The 21478-nt window shown below is 41.4% G+C and carries 16 protein-coding genes; 2 read left to right on the forward strand and 14 right to left on the reverse strand.

Features of this window, described 5'->3' with window-relative positions; genetic code table 11:
• From ATS71_RS19010 to prlC, 5 genes are all read right to left on the reverse strand, one after another.
• The coding region (locus tag ATS71_RS19010; protein ID WP_235591464.1) for an Rrf2 family transcriptional regulator at positions 1 to 174 on the reverse strand (174 nt) is incomplete at its 3' end.
• 232 nt (positions 175 to 406) lie between these two features.
• Positions 407 to 1132 carry a tRNA (cytosine(32)/uridine(32)-2'-O)-methyltransferase TrmJ gene (trmJ, locus tag ATS71_RS09730; protein WP_058404652.1) on the reverse strand — a complete coding sequence of 242 codons (726 nt, stop codon included), beginning with the start codon at positions 1130 to 1132 and terminating at the stop codon, positions 407 to 409.
• 103 nt (positions 1133 to 1235) lie between these two features.
• The gene (locus tag ATS71_RS09735; protein ID WP_058404670.1) at positions 1236 to 1991 is read right to left on the reverse strand and encodes a class I SAM-dependent methyltransferase; all 756 of its coding nucleotides are present in this window, start codon (positions 1989 to 1991) and stop codon (positions 1236 to 1238) included.
• Between the two features lie 57 nt (positions 1992 to 2048).
• Positions 2049 to 3227, reverse strand: coding sequence for a response regulator (locus ATS71_RS09740; protein ID WP_058404653.1), 1179 nt, complete (start codon positions 3225 to 3227; stop codon positions 2049 to 2051).
• A gap of 137 nt (positions 3228 to 3364) precedes the next feature.
• Positions 3365 to 5404 carry an oligopeptidase A gene (gene prlC, locus ATS71_RS09745; RefSeq protein ID WP_058404654.1) on the reverse strand — a complete coding sequence of 680 codons (2040 nt, stop codon included), beginning with the start codon at positions 5402 to 5404 and terminating at the stop codon, positions 3365 to 3367.
• Positions 5405 to 5734: 330 nt separating this feature from the next.
• Here prlC and gorA point away from each other — a divergent pair, with 330 nt between their 5' ends.
• Both gorA and ATS71_RS09755 read left to right on the forward strand, forming a co-directional pair.
• Positions 5735 to 7096, forward strand: coding sequence for a glutathione-disulfide reductase (gene gorA / locus ATS71_RS09750; RefSeq protein ID WP_058404655.1), 1362 nt, complete (start codon positions 5735 to 5737; stop codon positions 7094 to 7096).
• A gap of 447 nt (positions 7097 to 7543) precedes the next feature.
• Positions 7544 to 8401 carry a mechanosensitive ion channel family protein gene (locus ATS71_RS09755; RefSeq protein WP_058404656.1) on the forward strand — a complete coding sequence of 286 codons (858 nt, stop codon included), beginning with the start codon at positions 7544 to 7546 and terminating at the stop codon, positions 8399 to 8401.
• A 49-nt stretch (positions 8402 to 8450) separates the two neighbouring features.
• Here ATS71_RS09755 and tldD read toward each other — a convergent pair whose 3' ends face one another.
• The 9 genes from tldD to ATS71_RS09800 all read right to left on the reverse strand — a co-directional run bounded on the left by tldD (position 8451) and on the right by ATS71_RS09800 (position 21163).
• On the reverse strand, positions 8451 to 9890 hold the full coding sequence (gene tldD, locus ATS71_RS09760; protein ID WP_058404657.1) for a metalloprotease TldD: 1440 nt from the start codon (positions 9888 to 9890) through the stop codon (positions 8451 to 8453).
• Entirely contained in the window at positions 9887 to 10726 is an 840-nt protein-coding gene (locus ATS71_RS09765; protein WP_058404658.1) for a carbon-nitrogen hydrolase family protein, read from the reverse strand. The genes tldD and ATS71_RS09765 overlap by 4 nt, the downstream gene beginning before the upstream one ends.
• A complete protein-coding gene (locus ATS71_RS09770; protein WP_058404659.1) occupies positions 10719 to 14582 on the reverse strand; it encodes a YhdP family protein in 3864 nt (1287 codons plus the stop codon). Before ATS71_RS09770 ends, ATS71_RS09765 begins: the two co-directional genes overlap by 8 nt.
• Positions 14582 to 16054: a ribonuclease G gene (gene rng / locus ATS71_RS09775; protein WP_058404660.1), complete on the reverse strand. Its 1473-nt coding sequence runs from the start codon at positions 16052 to 16054 to the stop codon at positions 14582 to 14584. The genes ATS71_RS09770 and rng overlap by 1 nt, the downstream gene beginning before the upstream one ends.
• Before the next feature lies 1 nt (position 16055).
• Positions 16056 to 16625, reverse strand: a complete 570-nt coding sequence (locus tag ATS71_RS09780) for a Maf family protein (protein WP_058404661.1) — start codon at positions 16623 to 16625, stop codon at positions 16056 to 16058.
• Positions 16625 to 17104 (reverse strand): rod shape-determining protein MreD, encoded by a 480-nt coding sequence (gene mreD, locus ATS71_RS09785; RefSeq protein WP_010555554.1) that lies wholly within the window; start codon positions 17102 to 17104, stop codon positions 16625 to 16627. The genes ATS71_RS09780 and mreD overlap by 1 nt, the downstream gene beginning before the upstream one ends.
• Entirely contained in the window at positions 17097 to 17939 is an 843-nt protein-coding gene (gene mreC / locus ATS71_RS09790; RefSeq protein ID WP_171034610.1) for a rod shape-determining protein MreC, read from the reverse strand. Before mreC ends, mreD begins: the two co-directional genes overlap by 8 nt.
• On the reverse strand, positions 17939 to 18982 hold the full coding sequence (locus tag ATS71_RS09795; protein WP_002958401.1) for a rod shape-determining protein: 1044 nt from the start codon (positions 18980 to 18982) through the stop codon (positions 17939 to 17941). The genes mreC and ATS71_RS09795 overlap by 1 nt, the downstream gene beginning before the upstream one ends.
• 132 nt (positions 18983 to 19114) lie before the next feature.
• The gene (locus tag ATS71_RS09800; protein ID WP_058404662.1) at positions 19115 to 21163 is read right to left on the reverse strand and encodes a formylglycine-generating enzyme family protein; all 2049 of its coding nucleotides are present in this window, start codon (positions 21161 to 21163) and stop codon (positions 19115 to 19117) included.
• Between the last annotated feature and the right edge of the window lie 315 nt (positions 21164 to 21478).

A 21478-nucleotide genomic window follows, 5' to 3' on the forward strand; every position in this document is an offset into this window, starting at 1 on the left:
AACCGAACTTACCAAGCCATTTTTACGCAGGCGAGCAAATAATTGTTCAAGGTATGACAAAGAAATTTCTTGTCGCTGTGAAATATCAGCAAGGGCGACAGGACCAACACCTGTGTGCAGCGCAACATCAAGCATCGCTGTAACGGCATAACGGCCTTTTGATGTTAATTTCATAACGCCCCCTGCACAAAGAGTGCAAATTTTAATTACCAGAGTAAATTAGTCAAGTATTATCACTTGATAAAAATTTGATTTAAAAACATATCGCTTATAGTGAATGTAGTTAACAAATTTTTAATACTTGACCTGTTTGGTCAAGTATTATCACCATTGTAATTACCTGAGTAATTTAGTCAAGTATTAGGCAGTTATTTAAACACCCGTTTATATAACTAATTGCTATACCTTACTTAGGAATCGATTTATTTATAGAGGTAAGAATACCGCGCAAAATATTCATCTCTGCCTCTTCTGGGCGAGCACGGTTAAATAGACGACGAAGCTTTGTCATTACAATGCCTGGATGCTGTTTGATGATGAAGCCTGTGTTATACAAGGTCTCTTCAAGGTGATCGTAAAACAGCTCTGTTTGTTTAGAGTTTGGGTAAACCGTGTCGTCTTGCGCTTCTTGTTTAGGTTGCTTATTCAAAAATGCCATACGTGTTTCGTAAGACAATGTTTGCACAGCCATTGCGAGGTTTAATGAACTATATTCTGGGTTAGCTGGAATACATACATGGTAGTTACACAGCTGTAGCTCTTCGTTGGTTAAGCCACTGTTTTCACGGCCAAACACTAATGCCACAGGACCATTCTCGGCTTCAGCCACCAGCTTTTCACCACACTCGCGAGGCTCAACCATCGGCCATGATAGCGTGCGTGAACGTGCGCTTGTACCAATAGTTAATGCACAATCAGCAATGGCATCTTCAAGCTTTTCAACAATCACTGCATTACCTAACACATCGCTAGCACCTGCAGATAATGCACTGGCATGGCTGTCAATTTCACAAGCCGGGTCAACTAAATAAAGTTTTGATAAACCCATTGTTTTCATGGCGCGAGCCGCCGAACCTATATTGCCAGAGTGTGATGTGTTAACTAAAACAACGCGAATATCGTCTAAGATCATTGCTGTGCTTCTTACTAATGCCAAAAAATTGCGCGAATTCTAACATAAAAGCTTAAAAAGATCCTAGATCCTTAAAGCCGATCAACATACGTAATAAGGGCCTTTAAACCATGGCCGCTTTTACATACACATCAAAACGGTTCTTTTTAGTTTTAATTTGCATACTGGGGGTTTTGTCATTTAAAAACGGGGCGTAATCAGGGCGCTTAACCACCACTCGCTTACTGGCAAGTGGGTAGGCAAATTCAAGTAAATCATCGGCGTCGGTATCTGCGCCTACTAACTCTTGAAACACTCGCATTTCTTTTTTTACTAAGGCTGACTTTTCGCGGTGTGGAAACATGGGATCTAAATACACCACATCGGGCATGCTTTCACATTGGGAAAGTAACGTGTGGCTTGAGCCAAAGACTAGGCTCATATTGTCTTTCATCCAAGGGCCAATTTCTGTGTCGCTGTAAGCTCTGTTTAAACCGTCGGCCAGCAGTGCAGCAACAACCGGATGACGCTCATGTAAGATAACCTTGCAACCGAGTGACGCCAATACAAAGCCATCACGCCCCAAACCTGCGGTTGCATCAAGTACCACAGGCGTTGCCCCTTTATTAAGGCCAACCGCTTTGGCAATAGCTTGGCCTTTACCGCCACCAAATTTTCGCCTATGAGCAGCAGCCCCAGTAACAAAGTCAACGTTAATGGCGCCTAATTTAGGTTCATCTGTTTTAAGTAAACTCAGCCCTGTATCGTCATAGTGTAAGCTAAAACCTTGGCTCTCTTGTTGCCACTTTGCCAAACCAAAACGTGTTTCTAATTCATTTAAATACGGGCGACACTCTTTAAAGGCACACTGAATAACCACAATACACTCCGACGATAAAATACCGCCAGAGTATATCAACCAGCGGGCTTAAGCGCACTAAAATAGCTCTATGTCAGGCTCTTGGTTATTTGTCGTCTCAATGTCATCTACTTTGTGGCGTAAACTCTGTAAAAACTCACTGCGGCTTTGTGTTACCTGCTCAAACTGATATTTTATAAACGCTAAATCGCTATTGGCAGACACCAACAACTGCATCGTGTGTTCAAGTTGCGATATACATAAATCAATATCGGCGGGATTTAAGTTATTTTTTTGAAGCTCGATAGCTGTATTTAGTGCCTCTAGTTGTGCACAAAACTGATCGGCTACATTACTTTGCGTGACATTTTGAGCGTTAAACTGGCTTGTTATATCTTCCAGTGCCGTGCTAATTTGATCAGCTTGCTCGTAGGTTTGTTCGTTTCTTTCCATAGTAACGACCTTTTCATTGGTGACCTCTAAAATATGAGGGAATAAATCTTTATAACGCCCATATTTTTCGGTGTCATCGACCGGCATATTCTTAACCAGTAGCGATAGCTTTGGGTAGTTGATAATAGTGCTGTCACCTATATCAACAAACCGCTGTGCGTCTTTGTGTTGCGCCAATAACTCTTGCTCTAGTGGGCATACGCCGCCTTGCAAGCTGTAAAATTCACTTTTATGTTGGTACCAAAATACAACCACCACATCCAAATTGAAGGGGGTAAAAAAACCCAAAAAGTACTCGCTCAAAATGTCTAAACTGTTGGCATGATAACTTTGGCCAACATAGCGCATAATTCGCCCCATATCTCCCGACTCGGTCATCGCCATTGCGGCAGTTTTGTTGGCTTTATTTATATCGCTTTCGAGTTTGACGCATTGTTGGCGATACGCATACAGTATTTTAATACGTGCCATTAGCTCTTCTGTGTTAAACGGTTTCATTATGTAGTCAGACGCACCAACACTGTAGCCTTTTACTCGGTCGATAAGCGCTTCTTTTGATGACAAAAACATAACCGGAATATCTTTCGTATCGGGATTTTGTTTTATTTCTTGGCATACTTGATAACCCGACTTGCCCGGCATTTCTATATCAAGAAGAATAATATCGGGTTTATGTTCGTTTATTAATCTAAGCCCTTCAGCGCCTTCTTTAGCGTGAAGAAGTTTGCAAAACCCAGTTAAAGACTCTTCAATAATAAGGTGGGTTAATTTATCGTCATCAATGGTAAGTACTAACTTTGTCATACACAAATCCGTTCAGCTGAGTATGCTTAGAGCTTAGTACGGCGTGCTGAAATTACTAACGTTTATAGCCTATTATCTACACACAATAAAAAAGCGCCGTTTAGGCGCTTTTGTTACATTTAATAAATGGCATATTTTTAAGCTGCTATGCCACTATGGCGAAGTAGCGCATCAACACGTGGCTCGCGGCCTCGGAAGTTTTTGAATAACTCCATAGGCTCTTCACTACCGCCCTTTTCTAAAATATGTTGCATAAAGGCTTGCCCTGTTTGGGGATTAAAAATACCTTCTTCCTCAAACTTAGCATACGCATCAGCCGATAATACTTCAGCCCATTTGTAAGAATAATATCCGGCGCTATAACCACCCGCAAAAATATGGCTAAACCCATGCTGAAAACGGTTAAACTCAGGAGCTTGAACAACCGAGGTACGGCTGCGAACATCATTCAATACCGCCTGAATTTGACACGGCTCGCCTGCGACATAATCGTTATGAATTTTGAAATCAAATAACGAGAACTCAATTTGACGCAGCATTTGCATGCCTGAGTTGTAGTTTTTAGCAGCTAATAACTTATCAAGTAGTTCTTTTGGTAGTGGCTCGCCAGTTTCAAAGTGACCTGAAATAAAGCGCAACGCTTCTTCCTCGTAACACCAGTTTTCTAAAAACTGACTTGGTAGCTCTACGGCATCCCATGCTACGCCATTGATACCTGCTACAGGTGCAGCATCAATTTGAGTTAGCATGTGGTGAATACCGTGGCCAAATTCATGGAATAAGGTGGTTACCTCGTTATGGGTAAATAAAGCCGGTTTATCGCCTACCGCTTTGTTAAAGTTACATACCAAATAAGCGACAGGCGTTTGTAACTCGCCATTAGCGCGTACCTTACGACCCATACAATCGTCCATCCATGCACCACCGCGTTTGCGGTCGCGTGCGTATAGATCTAAGTAAAAACGACCTCGAAGCGTGTCATTGCTATCAACAATTTCAAAAAAGCGTACATCTTTATGGTACGTATCAAAATCTGTTACTTCATTAACACTAATGCCAAATAAACGGTTAACCGTTTCAAATAAGCCACTCAACACTTTATCAGCAGGGAAATATGGGCGCAGTACTTCATCAGAAATTGCATATTTTTCTTGTTTTAATTTTTCGCCGTAGTAGCCAAAGTCCCACGCTTCTAACTCTGTAATTCCGTGTTTTTGTGCAGCATACGCTTTTAGTTCTGCCACTTCTTGCTCTGCTTGCGGCTTAGATTTAGCGGCTAAACCTTCTAAAAACGAAAATACTTGCTCTGGTGTTTCAGCCATTTTTGTCGCTAGTGATTTCTCAGCGTAGCTGTTAAACCCTAATAACTGAGCAAGCTCATGGCGAAGTGCAAGTGCTTCTTTCATAATGTCTGAGTTATCAAACTCACCCGCATTTGGACCTTGATCCGATGCACGTGTACTAAATGCCGTGTAGGTTTCTTTGCGAAGCTCACGGTTATCAGCATACGTCATAATTGGCAAGTAAGATGGAAAATCAAGCGTAAATACCCAACCTTCTAGCTCTTTACTTTTTGCGGTATCAGCAGCAAGTGCACGTGCAGACTCGGGTAACCCGGCTAAATCGGCTTCATCAGTAATGTGTTTATGCCACGCCAACGTCGCATCCATTACATTATTACCAAATTTAGATGAAAGCTCAGATAAACGCGCACTAATTTCACCATAGCGCTTTTGCTGATCGCTCGCCAATGCAATACCCGACAATTTAAAATCGCGCAGCGCATTGGTAATTGATTTTTGCTGTGCTGTGGTCAGTGTTTTAAATTCGTCACTGTTGTACAAGGCATTATACGCTTCGTATAAACCTTGATGTTGGCCTACAAAGGTTGAGTACTCAGAAATAAGGGGTAAACATTGCTCATACGCTTCGCGTAGTTCGTCATTGTTCATTACTGAATTTAAATGAGAAACAGGCGAAAATAGTCGCGATAGTTTATCGTCGGCTTCTTCAAGTGGTAACACTAAGTCATCCCACGTGTATGACTTTTTTGCAAGTACGTCATCGATAGCTTTTCGGCAATTTGCTATACCGTCTTTAAGTGCCGGTACTACAAATTCAGGCTTAATTTTAGAAAATGGTGGTAAGCCCTCAAGGCCAATTAGTGGGTTGCTCATAAATACTCTCTTTGCGTTAATGCATTTCATTTTTAGATTGGGTCTAAAAGTTAAAAAACAACTTACTTTTATTAATCTGGCTATTCGAAAGCCATTAAAAACCACTTTTAGACTCGGTAATAACGAATGCCTACAGGTAATGCAATCTAAAGCGAGTCCGTTTACGTACTGCAGATATTCTGTTTGGTACTGACTTAGCGTATCGGTTTATATCGATAAGGCTGTAAATTCGAATGTTTTTTTACTAAACATAGGTCACCTAAATACTCTTTATTTTTAAAACTTAATGTTATGCTAATGCGCATAAAACTCAACGCCTAAGGACTTAAAATGACACAACACTTTGATTACATAGCAATTGGTGGTGGTAGTGGGGGTATTGCCTCTGCAAACCGAGCTGCTATGCGTGGCGCTAAAGTCGCACTTATTGAAGCAAAACACATGGGCGGTACCTGTGTAAACGTAGGCTGTGTGCCTAAAAAAGTTATGTGGCATGGTGCCCAAGTAGCTGAAGCAATCAATTTATATGCGCCAGATTACGGTTTTAACGTTGAAGTAAAAGATTTCAACTGGAGCAAGTTAGTAGAAAGTCGTGAAGCCTATATTGGCCGAATTCATAAAGGTTACGATAACGGACTAGCAAGCAATGGCGTTACCGTCATTAAAGGCTTTGCTACATTTATTGATAGCAAAACTGTTGAAGTAAATGGTGAACACTACACCGCCGATCATATTTTAGTGGCCGTAGGTGGGCGCCCTACTATTCCAAACATTCCGGGCGCTGAGCATGGTATTGACTCAAATGGCTTTTTTGAGCTTAACGAACAACCTAAACGCGTAGCTGTTATTGGTGCGGGTTACATTGCCGTAGAAATTGCGGGTGTATTACATAGCTTAGGCACAGAAACACATTTATTTGTTCGTAAGAGTAAGCCTCTGCGTACATTTGACCCTTATATTATCGACACGCTCGTCGATATTATGGCTAAAGAAGGTCCGACTCTTCATACTGACTGCTCCCCTAAAGAAGTAATCAAAGAAAGTGACGGCAGTTTAACTATTCATTTTGAAAACGGTTACAGCCAAAATGTTGATCAGGTTATTTGGGCCATTGGCCGTACACCTACAACAGACAAAATAAACCTTGCAGCAGCGGGGGTAGAAGTAAACGAAGGTGGTTATGTAAAAGTAGATGAATACCAAAATACGACGGCTGAAAATGTTTATGCCGTGGGTGATATTATCGAAGGCGGTATTGAGCTTACGCCTGTTGCAGTTAAAGCGGGCCGTACCCTATCTGAGCGCTTATTTAATAAAGATCTCCCAGACGACTTAAAAATGGATTATAGCCTAGTACCTACCGTGGTATTTAGTCATCCGCCTATTGGTACCATTGGTTTAACCGAGCAAGAAGCGATTTCTCAATACGGTGGCGAAAACGTGAAAGTGTATAAATCAAGCTTTGCTGCTATGTACACCGCGGTAACTCAGCACCGCCAAGCATGCAACATGATGCTAGTTTGCGCAGGGGAAGAGGAAAAAGTGGTTGGCTTACACGGGCTTGGTTTTGCCGTTGATGAAATGATTCAGGGCTTTGCCGTAGCGATGAAAATGGGCGCAACTAAAGCTGACTTTGATGCTGTTGTTGCACTACATCCAACGGGCTCTGAAGAGTTTGTTACCATGCGCTAAGCTATTTAACCTAAACTCTGGATAATAAATCTCTTAACCAGAGTTCAAGTTATTTACTAATTTAACTAGGGTGTGTTGACCTTTGCGGATTAAAGTTTGTTCAATCTAGGGGCGATTAAATCGCGGCGCGAGGTTTGTAACCTAGTGGGCTAAGTAAAAACCGAGTAACAAAGAGTTTATCGCCCTTAGGCAGAACCCGAAGGGCAGCGCATGTTTGGCATTTATGCTGCGTTATCGCCTATTTATGGGGAATAACCACACTACATAGGTTCTGCCTTGCCTAAAAACCAAACATGCTGCTGCAAATTCAACCATCAAAGATCAACACGCCCTAGGCCCCTTACAGTTATGTGTTAAGGGGCCTTTTTATTAGGGTAAAATTTGCTTATTAGCTAAATAACTCAATATACTAGCGTGTGTTTATCAACATACCTACAACTGGATATTATGATTACTGATATATTGCTACACCCGTTTCTTGTTTCAATTGTTATGCTTAGTTTTGCACTTGGATTAAAAGTACTTGTTGATAAATTAGCGAGAAACCGCGCAGAAAAAAAAGATAAAGATATTCGCTACATTGCACATAACATTAAACATTTTATTAATTTTGTGTTGGTGCTGTCGCTGTTGTTTGTGTGGTCGACTGAAATTCAAAATTTTGCGTTATCTATTGCGGCCTTTGCGGTTGCCATTGTTTTAGCCACTCGTGAGTTTATTCAATGTGTTATTGGCTTTTTTTACTTAGTCACCACACGGCCATTTAGGGTCGGCGACTGGGTGCAAGTCGGTGAATATTACGGTGAAGTAGCAGAAACAGACTGGATAAAAACAACCATGCATGAAATAGACATGCACACTTATCAGTTTTCAAGAAAAACGATTTACATACCTAATAATAAACTCATTACCAGCCCAATTAAAAATCTAAATTATGTAAAACGCTTTGCAACACATAGCTTTTCTATTGTTCGAAAAGAGAGCTTTAACCCTTACCCAATTTACGACACGCTCTCGGTGAAAGCTAAAATGTATTGCGAAGAGTTTGAAGAGCTCGCCACTCGTTATAACTCGATTATTGAGCGAAAACTAGATGCAAAAATATCGGGCCCTGCACCAGAAATACATTTTGGAACAACCGAATTGGGTGAGTTTAGAGCGCGCTTTACGCTATTTTGCCCAACCGAGCAGGCACTGGACATAGAGCATAAACTCACAGAGTGTTTTATGGCGCTATGGTATGAAGAAGAAATGAAGCATAAAATTGCGTTAAGCGAAGTAAATAACCAAGCAACTAGCTCATAGAACGACTAGGCGCGAAGGGTTTCGCGCCTAAACTTGATCGGTTAAGCCTTTAAGCTGTTCCACCTACCGTTAGCTGATCAATTTTAAGGCTAGGTTGCCCTACGCCAACCGGAACACTTTGGCCATCTTTACCACACACGCCAACGCCCTTATCAAGTGCTAAGTCGTTACCTACCATTGAAATATGCTGCATGACTTCAGGGCCATTACCAATGAGGGTGGCGCCTTTGATTGGCTGTGTAATTTTACCGTTTTCAATTAAGTACGCTTCTGATGCACTAAACACAAACTTACCCGAGGTAATATCAACCTGCCCGCCACCAAAGTTAGGTGCAAACACGCCTTTTTTAACGCTACTGATAATATCGGCTTGGCTATGCTCACCACCTAACATGTAGGTATTTGTCATGCGTGGCATAGGTAAGTGCGCATACGACTCACGACGCGCATTTCCGGTTGGGTTAACCCCCATTAAACGTGCGTTTAGCTTATCTTGCATGTAGCCTTTTAAAATACCGTTTTCGATAAGCACGTTATATGCAGCAGGAGTGCCTTCATCATCTACGTTTAGAGAACCACGACGATCGGCCATGGTGCCATCATCAACGACGGTACATAGCTCAGAAGCCACTTTTTGGCCTACCTTACCGCTAAATGCAGATGCGCCTTTACGATTAAAGTCGCCTTCAAGGCCATGGCCTACCGCTTCGTGTAAAAGCACACCTGGCCAACCATTTCCTAATACCACTTCCATAGTGCCAGCTGGCGCGTCAATGGCTTCTAGGTTGACTTTAGCTTGGCGAACAGCTTCTTGTGCAAACTCCATCCAACGTGGTTGACCGTTTACCAGCTCTTTAAAATAGCCGTAATCTAAACGTGCTCCACCGCCTGCGCCACCGCGCTCACGACGGCCATTTTTTTCAAGCAATACTGAACAGTTTAAACGAATAAGCGGGCGAATATCGGTAGCAAATGTACCGTCACTGGCTGCAATTAATACTTCTTCGTATACTGCTGACATAGAGCTAATTACTTGCTCTGCATCGGGGGCGAGTTCTCGAATGTAGTTTTCAAGCTCCCGTAATAAACTCACTTTATCGCTATCGCTCATACTTGAAATTGGCTGATGCGGTGCAAATTGCACTTTTGCTGATACATTACTAAATACTTTAATGGCTTTATCTTCGCCTGCATCGGCAATGCTGCGAGCTGCTGTAGCCGCTTTGTTAAGCGCTTCTAAGTTGATAGCATCTGAATATGAAAAGCCCGTTTTTTCGCCGCTTACTGCACGTACGCCAACTCCCCGCTCTACATTGTAAGAGCCTTCTTTTACTAGGCCATCTTCAAGTACCCACGACTCGTGATGACTCGATTGAAAGTATAAATCGGCGTAGTCTACTTTGTGCTGATGTATGTAAGCGAGCGTTTTTTCGAGCTCTTCTCTATTTAGCTGGCTGTCGTGTAATAAATGCTGTTCAACCGAATTCATAATAAATGCTCTCTAAATCGTTGATGAGACTGCACAGGCATATCTCGTCTAATTTTTTTTAACTGCTCTAAATCAGCGTTAGCGCTAATAAAACCTGTACCGCTGGGTAAATTACTTAAAATGTTACCCCAGGGTGAAATAATAATACTGTGACCATACGTTTGTCGGCCATTTTCATGTGTGCCATATTGGGCTGCAGCAACGACATAACACTGGGTTTCGATTGCTCGCGCCGCTAATAATGCCCGCCAATGTACTTGGCCTGTAACCATTGTAAATGCACTTGGCACTAAAATAACCTCTGCGCCTTTACGCACAAGCGCAGTAAATAAGCCACTAAAACGCAGATCATAACATACTGTTAGACCTAGTTTACCAAAGGGGGATTCAACCACAACCACATCGCTACCAGCTTGGGTAAAATCGGATTCGCGGTAACTCCCCGTTTTATCATCTACGTTTACATCAAATAGGTGTATTTTATTATACGTTGCAACGCACTCACCCTGATTATTATATAAATGTGAGGCGGCATAATATTTAGTATTGTTGTAAGGCTCAGGAATTGTCCCTGCGCTTAACCAAATATTATGGTGTTTACACAACTGGCTTATTTGACGTTTGTATTGCTCAATATGTTTAGCTATTAACAGCGTGTCGTGACCACTTTTGCTAAACACCAAAAAGGCCTCAGGTAGGCATACAAGCAGTGGCCGCTTAGAAGGGAGTGTGCTTAACGCTTTTTTTAACTCTGCAATATTGTCGTCGGCATTTAAGCCAGAGCACATTTGCAAAGCAAATATATTGTGGTTTTTAGGCGTCGCTAAATTAGTCATTAGTTGCGGTTACTTCAGCATCTTTAAGTTTTAAATCGACTGATGCTTGGGGCTGGTTTTGCGCCGCTTGTGGTAAGGTAACTTCACGGCTTTTCCTATCTAGTTCCTGAACAACAGGCTCGCTCATAGTGCCAGTCACTTTAAAATTAATTTCAGAAATAACGCGCGCAGAGTGTATTACTTTATCTAGTGCAAGCGCTGCTAGCCCTGTTACAGGATTTACCATCCATGCCACAATAACCGGAATACTTGAGGTAACCTGCGGTGCAACAGCAAGATCGTAGTTAATATCAAGCGTATTTAAATTTGCATACCCTTTGATAGTTAAATCAGCCGGAACGCCATCCATTTTAGTGTCTTTTGTATAGGCGATACCGTTCTCTAATTGCATAGAGCCTTGCATGCTGTTGTAAAAGAACCCTTTTGAAAATACATCTCTAAAATCAAGTTTTAATTTACGCACCAACGAATCTAAGCTCAACAACGAAAAGACTCGGGCGCCACCGTCGCTAATTTCGGTTAGGTGCCCTTCTCCTAAGTCCCAATCAATTTCTCCACTGAGGCTCGGAACATCAAATGAGTAAGGTGCAGCTTGCCATGCAAGGTTGTAGTTTATAGTCGCTTTAGAGCCCTTAATTGCAGTGGTAATATCAAACTCATTAAACAAGGCCCCTATATCATCACTTTTAACCTCGCCACTTAGCTGGGTAAGCCCATTTTGCCATTGCCCTTTAGTACGTAAAATATGGTCGCCTTTATCAACAACGAGTTCAGAAATAACCAATCGCTTACCGTCGCCAAGTAACGAAGCGCTTACTTTATCTAGTTGGTAGTTGGTAATTTTACAATCTGCACATTCAAACTCTATAGCAGGTAAGTTCGTCAGCCACGTTAAATCGGTTTCGGGTTCTGCTTTTGCAGCTTCAGTAATGGGGGCTTCAATTTGCTCTGCAAAATTAACGCGTAAATAATCTGCGTTAACTCTAATAGGCTGGCTGCGCTGCGAGGTAGGTATAAATACACCTGCACGCAGTTCTTTGGCGTTTAATTTTAAATACACATTGCTTTGCTCAGGGGCTAGGCGCATTTCAAAGTCGTTAAATACCATACTGCTAATATCGAGCATGCCAATATTGGCGACTATCTCATTCAGTGGTGGCATAATGCCTTGAGATTGAGGATCGTCATCGTTTTGGGCTGCACTAATAATTTGATCAATAAGATCTACCCAAGGAACAAGTTCTGTTTGCTCTAGGTTTATCGTAACGCTTAAGTCTTGTGAGTTAAGGCCCAAGTCTTGCTTACCTATAATAAAATGCGCATTGCTAAATTGCGATTTTCCATTTTCTAATATTGCATTAAAATAAAACTGCTTATTTACCTGTGTTGTTATAAGGTTTGAAATGTCATCGCCTTGAACAACCGCATTAAGAACCCACGGTTGTGTGTCGATTTTATTATATGGTGCTGGTAATTTACTTGTTAACCCAATAAGGTCAGAGTTAACCTGAGCACGGTAATTAAACCCTTGCTCGGTAAAGTTAAGCACAAGCCCTATATCAACCGCACTTTGCCCTTCTAGTGAGCCTTTTAAAATACCTTGCCCGCTATTAATTAGGGTATTGGCATCAAGTTGTGCATTAATATTTATGTTTGCTTTGTAGTCACTCGCTTCACTTTGGCTAGTATAATTAATTGCCAGCGGCATCCCAAGCCATGTAGCGCTCGCATTTTTAAGTTCGATATTATCGTTTTTAAAGTTAAGCACGCCGGTTAAGTTATTTAATGCAATACCGGGTGTGGCAATAAATACAGGCAAATCATCTAGCTTGACGGTGCCACTAACACTTGCACCACCTTCAAACTTTGAACCTACCAGTAACTCAATGCTGGCATCGGCTTCACCTTGGCCTTGTATGACCTCAAAAATATCAGCTAGCGGGCTCGCAATAGGTGTAGCTTTAAAAAAGGTGTGCAGGTTTTCCATCGGCGCTTTTTTATCTATTTGCACCACAAGCTCATCGGCATTCATTAAATCATTAATGCTAACTTTAACGCTATTACCCACATTTAAATTAACCAAGGTGCCTTGTTGGCTGTAAATGTCCATGCGCTCATTAGCAAAATGTAGTTTTACCTTTGCATCTGTTACAGCTGGCCACTGCGGATCAAACTGGTACGTGGCGTCATCAATTTGGGCAAGTACATCAAATTGCCCTGAGCCATCTTTAAACGGAAACCCAGATAATGGCCCGGCAAATAAAACTTGAGCTTTTGATATTTCACCGCCTTTAATAGCCCCGTTAAGATAGCTAACGAGTTCTGGGCTCATTGCTTTTAACGGGAAATAATGACCCGCAATACTGGCATCCTCTGCAAACGCCTCTGCGTATAAATAAAGGCGCGGTGAATCACCAAAGCTAAGCTGCATCTCAGCAGCGAGTGTGACCTCATTGTTATCAAACCAAATATTGTCACTGCTAATACGCCAATTATTATTTTGCTTTGCGAGATCTAATTCTATGTTTAGCTGGTTATACTTAATGTTGTCACTAAAGCTGTCGCCAGTTATTAAGGTGCCGTTTTCGCCAAATAGGCTGATACGACCTTTATTTTGGTTTATTAACCCGTTTACGCGTAAACCTTGCGCTGCAGGTACTGAGTTAAGCTCTTGCCAGCCAATGTTATTGGCGTTAAACCATACCTGCCACTGCTGGTTACTTTCATAATTAACGTATGCCTGCTGTATTTGCCCACTTGGTTTACGCTTTAAAAAAGCATCGAGAGAATCAAAATTAGTCAATGCTGCCAAGTTAGCCAGCAGCGCTATATCTATTTGATTTAACCAAATTTGATTATTTTCACCTAGTTGAGCCTCAAACTCTAGGCTTGGCCATGTCGTATTGTTGTTATTAAACGCTAAACCGGTGCTTTTTAAATGCCAATTACCTTGCTCAGGATAAAGGTGAAAGCCACCTTCACTTAAACTAACTTGTTGGCTTTGCGCTTCATTAAACCAAGTAACGGAGCTTGGTAGCCATTGCATTTTTATATCGTCAATCAGGCCTTTTTCAATTTTTAACCAAGCCTGTAAATTGATATCGCTAGTTAACTGTTGTTTTTCAGTATTTATATATTGCGCCAACCAATTAGACACATCTACCTTATTGGCTTGGACATACATGTTGCCCGCAACTTCTTCTAAGCTTTCCCCTTTCAGAGCAATGCGCGCGTCAAAGGTGCCAACCGAAATACCAGGTAAAGCTAATGTTCCACTGCCTAAATGTTGTGACTCTTCATTTTGCCAAATGATATTTTCAAGCAGGAGTTTACGCTCTTTGTTGTCGTCTAAAACAAAATTAATACTGGAGTTTTCTATTGCAAAATGACCTGTATTACCTAAAAATAACCCTTCTATAAGCTCTTTTTGCTCAAACGAAACATCATCTTGAGTACTACTCTCAAACAAGTCTGTCACATTTACTGTGGTATGAAAGCCATTTATAACAAAGTAATTAGACTTTAATTGCAGTGTTTTTATGCTTTCCCATAAATTAAGCTCTAGGCTGGTTTTTGCAATGGTTAGCGAAATAGGTGCAGTTTCGTTATCTTTAAACGACAAGTCTTCAAGCACAAGAGCAGGACCATTTCCCTGCCAACTTGCTGAAATAGCACCAATAGATAAACTAATAGCAAATTTTTCATCTAGGTAGGTTTCTATGTCACCTTTATAATCGTTTGCGTAAGGGAGTGTGTATTTTAATATTGAAACAATAACGGCCAGTAATACCAAAATTATGGCGCAGGTTTGCCATAACTTTCTAAAACAAAAAAAACAGACCGCTTTTGCTTTCATTACATCATTACCACATCAAACTGCTCTTGGCTGTATAAGCTTTCTGTTTGTATGTGTACTTGCTTACCTATAAATAATTCAAGCTCTGCCAAGTTGTGGTACTCATCATTAAGTAAGGCTTCACTTACAGCTGGTGCTGCATAAACCATAAACTTATCGGCTGCATAGGCGCGGTTTACGCGTACAATTTCACGCAATATTTCGTAGCATACCGTTTCGACTGTTTTTTGTGAGCCACGTCCTGAACATGCAGGACATACATCACATAAAATATGCTCTAAGCTCTCTCGGGTACGTTTTCGGGTCATTTCAACTAACCCAAGCGCTGACAAACCATTAATATTTGTTTTAGTACGATCTTTAGCAAGCGCCGATTCAAGCGAGTGTAATACACGGCTTTTATGCTCTTCACTGACCATATCGATAAAGTCGATAATAATTATTCCACCTAAATTACGAAGCCTTAACTGGCGCGCAATGGCAGACGTTGCCTCAACATTAGTATTAAAAATAGTCTCTTCTAAATTACGATGCCCTACAAATGCTCCTGTATTTACGTCAACCGTAGTCATAGCTTCTGTTTGATCAATAATAATGTATCCGCCGGACTTTAACGTTACTTTACGATGCAGCGCTTTTTGCACTTCGTTTTCTACATCGAATAAGTCGAATATAGGGCGCTCACCCGGATAGTACTCGAGTACTTGTGAAAGTTGCGGTACAAATTCTTCGGTAAATACTTTTAGCTCTTGATAGGTAAGCTTTGAGTCAACACGAATACGCTCCATGTCTTCACCCACGTAATCACGCAGTGTTCTAAAGGCAAGCGTTAGGTCTTCATGTAATATGGTTGCTTTGTTAGTTTTTTTACGGCGTGCGGTTATTTTTTCCCACAGCTTCCTTAAAAAACCAGCATCGTGTCTTAACTCTTCTTCGCTTGCGCCTTCGGCCGCTGTGCGAACTATAAAGCTGCCATTTTCATCGCCATATTCTGCAACAATTTTTTTAAGGCGAGAACGCTCTTCTTCTGTTTCTATTCTCTGGCTCACACCAACATGCGTTGCGTCAGGCATAAATACTAAGTAACGAGAAGGAATAGTGATGTCGGTCGTTAGCCTTGCACCTTTTGTGCCTAATGGATCTTTCACCACTTGCACCATAATATATTGGCCTTGGCGAACCAGTTCGCGTATGTCTTGCACTTTTTTTATTGGTACATCGTCTACGCCTTCAACAATGGAGGCACTGTTTACTATGTCTGATGCATGTAAAAATGCGGCTTTCTCTAAGCCAATATCAACAAATGCTGCCTGCATTCCCGGTAGAACACGGCTTATTTTACCTAAGTAAATATTGCCAACAATACCTAGGTTACCAATGCGCTCTAATTGAATCTCTTGAAGCACACCGTTTTCGATTAGGGCAACACGGCTTTCACTCGGCGTTACGTTGATCAGTAATTCTGTACTCATGCTACCCTCTCAAAAATGCGTGTAATAATTGTTCAGTCTCATATAAAGGTAAGCCGACAACACTAAAATAGCTACCTGAAATATGTGTAACAAAGCGACCACCTAGCCCCTGAATGCCATAACCACCCGCTTTATCTTGTGGCTCACCACTTTGCCAATAGGCTTTGATCTCTTCATCGCTCAGTTTTTTAAATGTGACGTCGGTACTGACAACTTGGCTAAGTACTTTATCTTTGGTTGCAAAAGCAATCGCAGTTAGTACCTGATGTGTATTTCCAGACAAGCGCTTTAGTGTATGAGTAAAATCGGCTTCATCGCATGGCTTACATAATGATTCATTACCAATAACAACAACCGTATCACTACCAAGCACTGGCCGGTCTGTGTAACCAAGTTCAACACCTGAACGCGCTTTAAGGCGTGCTAAACGCTCTACGTAATCATGAGGGAGTTCATTGGGAAGCTGACTTTCGTCTGCATCAACACTAAATTGAGAAAATTCAATACCCAATTGGGCAAGTAGCTCTTTTCGACGAGGAGAAGCTGATGCCAGATATACGGCAGTATTCATTATCTGATCCTAAAATGTCTGCGGTACTTACGAAGTAATAAAAACACCCAAAACCAACTTACCATGCCAGTAAATACTGGCCATAAATATTGTGGGTTAAAGTAAACACCAAGCAAAAAATGGTTTAGCCAAAACTGCATTAAATGATAAAGCGTTAAAAACAAACCAATTAACAAACTTTGCTGCCAAAGCGAGAAGTTACGAATTTTTTGAAAGTTGCTTGCGGTAATAAATATACACACCGAAAATGTCAGCGAGTTAACACCTAAAGGTGAGCCTGACGCTAAATCAATGAGTAAACCTACGACCCAAGCAGTACCAATATTTAACCGATGTGGCACGGCTAATGACCAATACATAAGTACTAATAAGACCCAATCCGGTCTGAATGGTTCAAACGAGAATGGCAGCGGCATTAGCGCCATTATTAAGGCAAAAAATATGCTCAGCGCAATTAACAATGAATAACGGTTAATCATCGTTTATTTGCTCCTGTTGGTTGCGCCATAAAATAACCAACAAGCGAATTCGGTCGAGCAGCGCGATTGGCTCTGCAAATACTTGTGCAAATGGGCGGCCTTCATCGCGGTTAATTTCTGTGACTATCGCCACCGGATACCCCTCAGGAAATGTGCCACCTAACCCAGAAGTCACCAATACATCACCAATACGTACATCTAAACTATGAGGCACATGCGAAAGCTTAACTACATTAATTTTACCAATGCCTTCAACGACGGTTCGCACGTCGTTTCTAAGTATACGCACCGGTGTTGCATGAGTTGTGTCGGTCATCAGTAGTACGCGCGATGTAGTGGAGCCTACTTTTGTCAGCTGCCCTACCACTCCCATTTCATCTATTACAGCTTGGCCTTCACTAAGGCCGTCGGTGGTGCCACGGTTAATAACAACTTGATGACTGTAGGGGTTTGAGTGAACGGAAAGTACTTGCGCAATAATTTTACGGTTAGATTGTTTTGCTGATGAGCCAAGTAATGCGCGCAACTTTTGGTTTTCTCTGGCTAAAAACTGATACTGTTGCAACTGCTCACTTTGTAGCATTTGCTTTTTTTTCAGTGCTTCATTTTCAGTGAGAAGTTGATCGCGAGTGTGTAAGCTTTTAGCGCCAATGCTAAATAACTCATAAGGTAAGTTGGCAACATAAATAAGCGGGCTAACCAACGTATTTAAACTGGTGCGCACAACGGTTCCACCTTCTGTGTAACGGTCTCCAGCTATGAGTACGATACTCAAAAGCACTGCGACAAAAAGTCGCAGTTGCAAAGAGACAGTGCGCCCAAACATTAATTTCATTAGTCGTAACTAAAAACGTCACCACCGTGAACATCAATCATTTCTAATGCTTTACCGCCGCCACGTGCTACACACGTTAGTGGGTCATCGGCTACAACAACAGGGATACCTGTTTCTTCCATTAGTAAACGATCTAAATCTTTTAATAGTGCACCACCGCCAGTAAGTACCATACCGTGTGCAGAAATATCTGACGCAAGCTCTGGTGGCGACTGTTCAAGGGCAACCATCACTGCGCTTACAATTCCCATTAGTGGCTCTTGAAGGGCTTCTAAAATTTCGTGTGAGTTAAGCGTAAATGAACGTGGAACACCTTCAGCTAGATTACGGCCACGTACTTCAATTTCAATTGGCTCGTCTGTTTTAAACGCAGACCCAATTTGGTGCTTAATATTTTCAGCGGTTGCTTCACCAATTAAGCTACCAAAATTACGGCGCACATAGTTAATAATCGCTTCGTCAAATTTATCGCCACCAATACGTACTGATGATGAGTAAACCACACCATTTAGTGAAATAATGGCGACTTCAGTTGTACCACCACCAATATCAACAACCATAGAGCCTGTTGCTTCTGATACTGGTAAACCTGCACCAATTGCCGCAGCCATTGGTTCTTCAATTAGGTAAACTTCACGGGCGCCAGCGCCCATTGCCGATTCGCGGATTGCACGTTTTTCTACTTGCGTTGCACCGCATGGAACACAAATAAGTACGCGCGGACTTGGGCGCATAAAGTTATTGTTATGCACTTGCTTGATAAAGTGTTGTAACATTTTTTCTGTTACATAAAAGTCAGCAATTACGCCGTCTTTCATTGGGCGGATTGCTTTAATATTACCCGGCGTACGACCTAGCATTTGTTTTGCTTCGGTACCTACCGATGCAACACTTTTAGGGCCACCAGCACGCTCTTGACGGATAGCAACAACTGAAGGTTCGTTTAGAACAATACCTTCTTCTTTTACATAAATTAGGGTATTGGCTGTACCCAAGTCGATCGATAGATCGTTAGAAAAAATACCACGGAGTTTTTTAAACATGAGGCTGGATGACCTTTGAAATACGTTCTTATATTAGCTGCCTCACTTTAACATGCCTATTTTGATGAGCAATATAAAGTGTGGCGCCTTTGTGAATTTGTTAAAAAAGGAAGCAATGCTTCCTTATAAAGTTTATCTCTCGCGAACTAAGCGAAAACCAATGTAGTTTGATCTAAAATCAGGCGCTAAGATTAGTCGTGTTGATACACGCGCAAGACTTGGTGCAAAATTCCATGCTCCACCTCTTACGGCAACATCCGATTGACCTGATTTTTTATTGGTCCATTCCCATACGTTACCTACCGTATCGTAAAGTCCAAACGCGTTTGGAGAAAAAGACCCCACGGGTGCAGCACGCTTATTTGACCATTCACTACCACACCAACCACAATTAGCTAAGTTTTTACCAATTTCGTTACCCCAAGGGTACTCAGTTTCTGTACCTGCACGAGCTGCATATTCCCATTCAACTTCGCTAGGTAAACGAAACTGCTGACCTGTCTGGCCCGATAACCACTCAGCATATGCTTTTGCATCGTTGTAAGTTAAACATACAGCCGGAAAATCACTGCCTTGTTCAAAACCAGGATTGCGCCAATTTAAAGCCGCTTCCCATACAGGCTCGCCATTTAAATAATATGCACAGCCTTTATTTATTTCTGCTTCTGTTTTATACGCTGTATTAGCAACAAACTTTTCATAGTCGCCTACTGTTACTTCCTTGCTTTGCATAGCGAATGAGTTAGCAATGGCTTTTTCAATAACTGGGCGCTCATTAGCCAATCCGTTACCATTAATATCACCCATTTTAAATTTGCCAGCAGGAATTACCACAACAGGTGTTTCTACATTTGCGTTTAAAACGTTAACATTTTCGCTTACTCTACGTGTTTGTGTTTCTGGTTGCTCGCGAGTATAGGTCGGTGCAGCAATCGACTTAGGCTTTTTTACTAAGTTAGCATTAATTGTTTGCGCTTTATTTAGGTTTACACGTGCTTGGTAAGGCTTGTAGCCTAACTTACGAATTTCAATTTCATGCACACCTTTTGGTAAACGCGTAATTAAGCGTGTAGAACCAAAGCTCACACCATTAATAAACACTTCATCGTCGTAAACGTTAGAGCGAAGTGTTAGCTCTACCGACTGATCTTTTTTTTGTTCAACAACCGTGTAATCAGGTTTAGATTGTACTGGCTGCTTAACAGAATAATCGCGTACAGGCTTATTGTTTAAGCGCGATACCGAAACTGCACTGTTATTATCCGCGCTATTGCTGAATGTTAACTGACTATCCGTATACGTTGTGCCATAAGTTGGCTGGTAAGCGGTATTAAGGGGTGAACCGTATTCTGAACAATAGCGGTTATCTATACTTAATAAGTTACATAAACGGCTGCTATTAACTTCACCGCGCATTGAAACGCTTAAGTTAACGTTATAATTACCTTGGCCGCTAAATGCACTACTCACTACATGGCTACTTAAAATTTGTACTTGCGCACCAGCTAAATTGCGTTTTGGTTCAACGATGCGTTCTTCTGTTAAGTTTGCAAAAATTTGGTCTACAAAGCGTTTGGTTGCTTTTTGTAACCCCATTTGCTGACCACGTTGCTCACACGCCGCAAGTGTTTCTGTGCGCTTACAATTTATTGTATGGTTAACCTCAAGCGTACCTTCACGCGTAAACTCGTTACGCAAGCGCTCTACACGAGCCGTTGTTAACTGCTCTTTCAGGCTTTCTAAAGTATTTAGTAAAGTGTGCTTAGCAACTCTAATTTGCTCAATATCTTTTCGGTGGGATGCAATTGCCGCCAACTGCATAGAGATATCATCTTTATTTTGCTTGTGATCAACTACCGCCTGTTGATAGCGAGATTGAGCGCTTGTAATGTTTATTGATGGATCATCAATTAAACGGCGATACATTTCGTTCATCGCGTCGAGCGCTTGGTTTTTTTCTTTGTCTAGCTCAGTTGAACGAGAACGAAGTAGCTCTAATTGATTTTGTAACTGACTTTCTTCTTTTAAATGTTTATCAAGTATTCTTGTCGAGTTATCGTATTCTGTCTGTTTAACACTAATCTCTGACTCAATTCCAGTTACGGTAGCTGTGTCTTGTGCAAATGCACTACTTGCTAACAAACTAGCTGTAATTAACAGAGATAAAGGAGTAATTCGCATATATTCCAGTCCCAAAAAGCGGCAATTATTTGGTCGTTATTATTTTTTTATAATTAAAGTCTTATGCTATGTACTTGCAGCGCAAAACACAAGCTTTGTTCAATTATTATCTTAGTTTACAACTATTCGCCCGTTTCACGCTAGTAAATAACCTGATCATTTACTCTAAAGCCAATAAATTGTAAAACACGGCTTAGATCTTACTTAAATTCATAAACTTACACTTAACAGTGAAACTATTTTATTTTAGGTTATTCATCACCGTTGAGTATCACATTGTATTAAACCTAGCGTATTTGCGTTATTTAACCGTTA

The sequence above is a fragment of the Pseudoalteromonas sp. H71 genome (assembly GCF_001468485.1).
Taxonomy (GTDB): Bacteria; Pseudomonadota; Gammaproteobacteria; order Enterobacterales; family Alteromonadaceae; genus Pseudoalteromonas.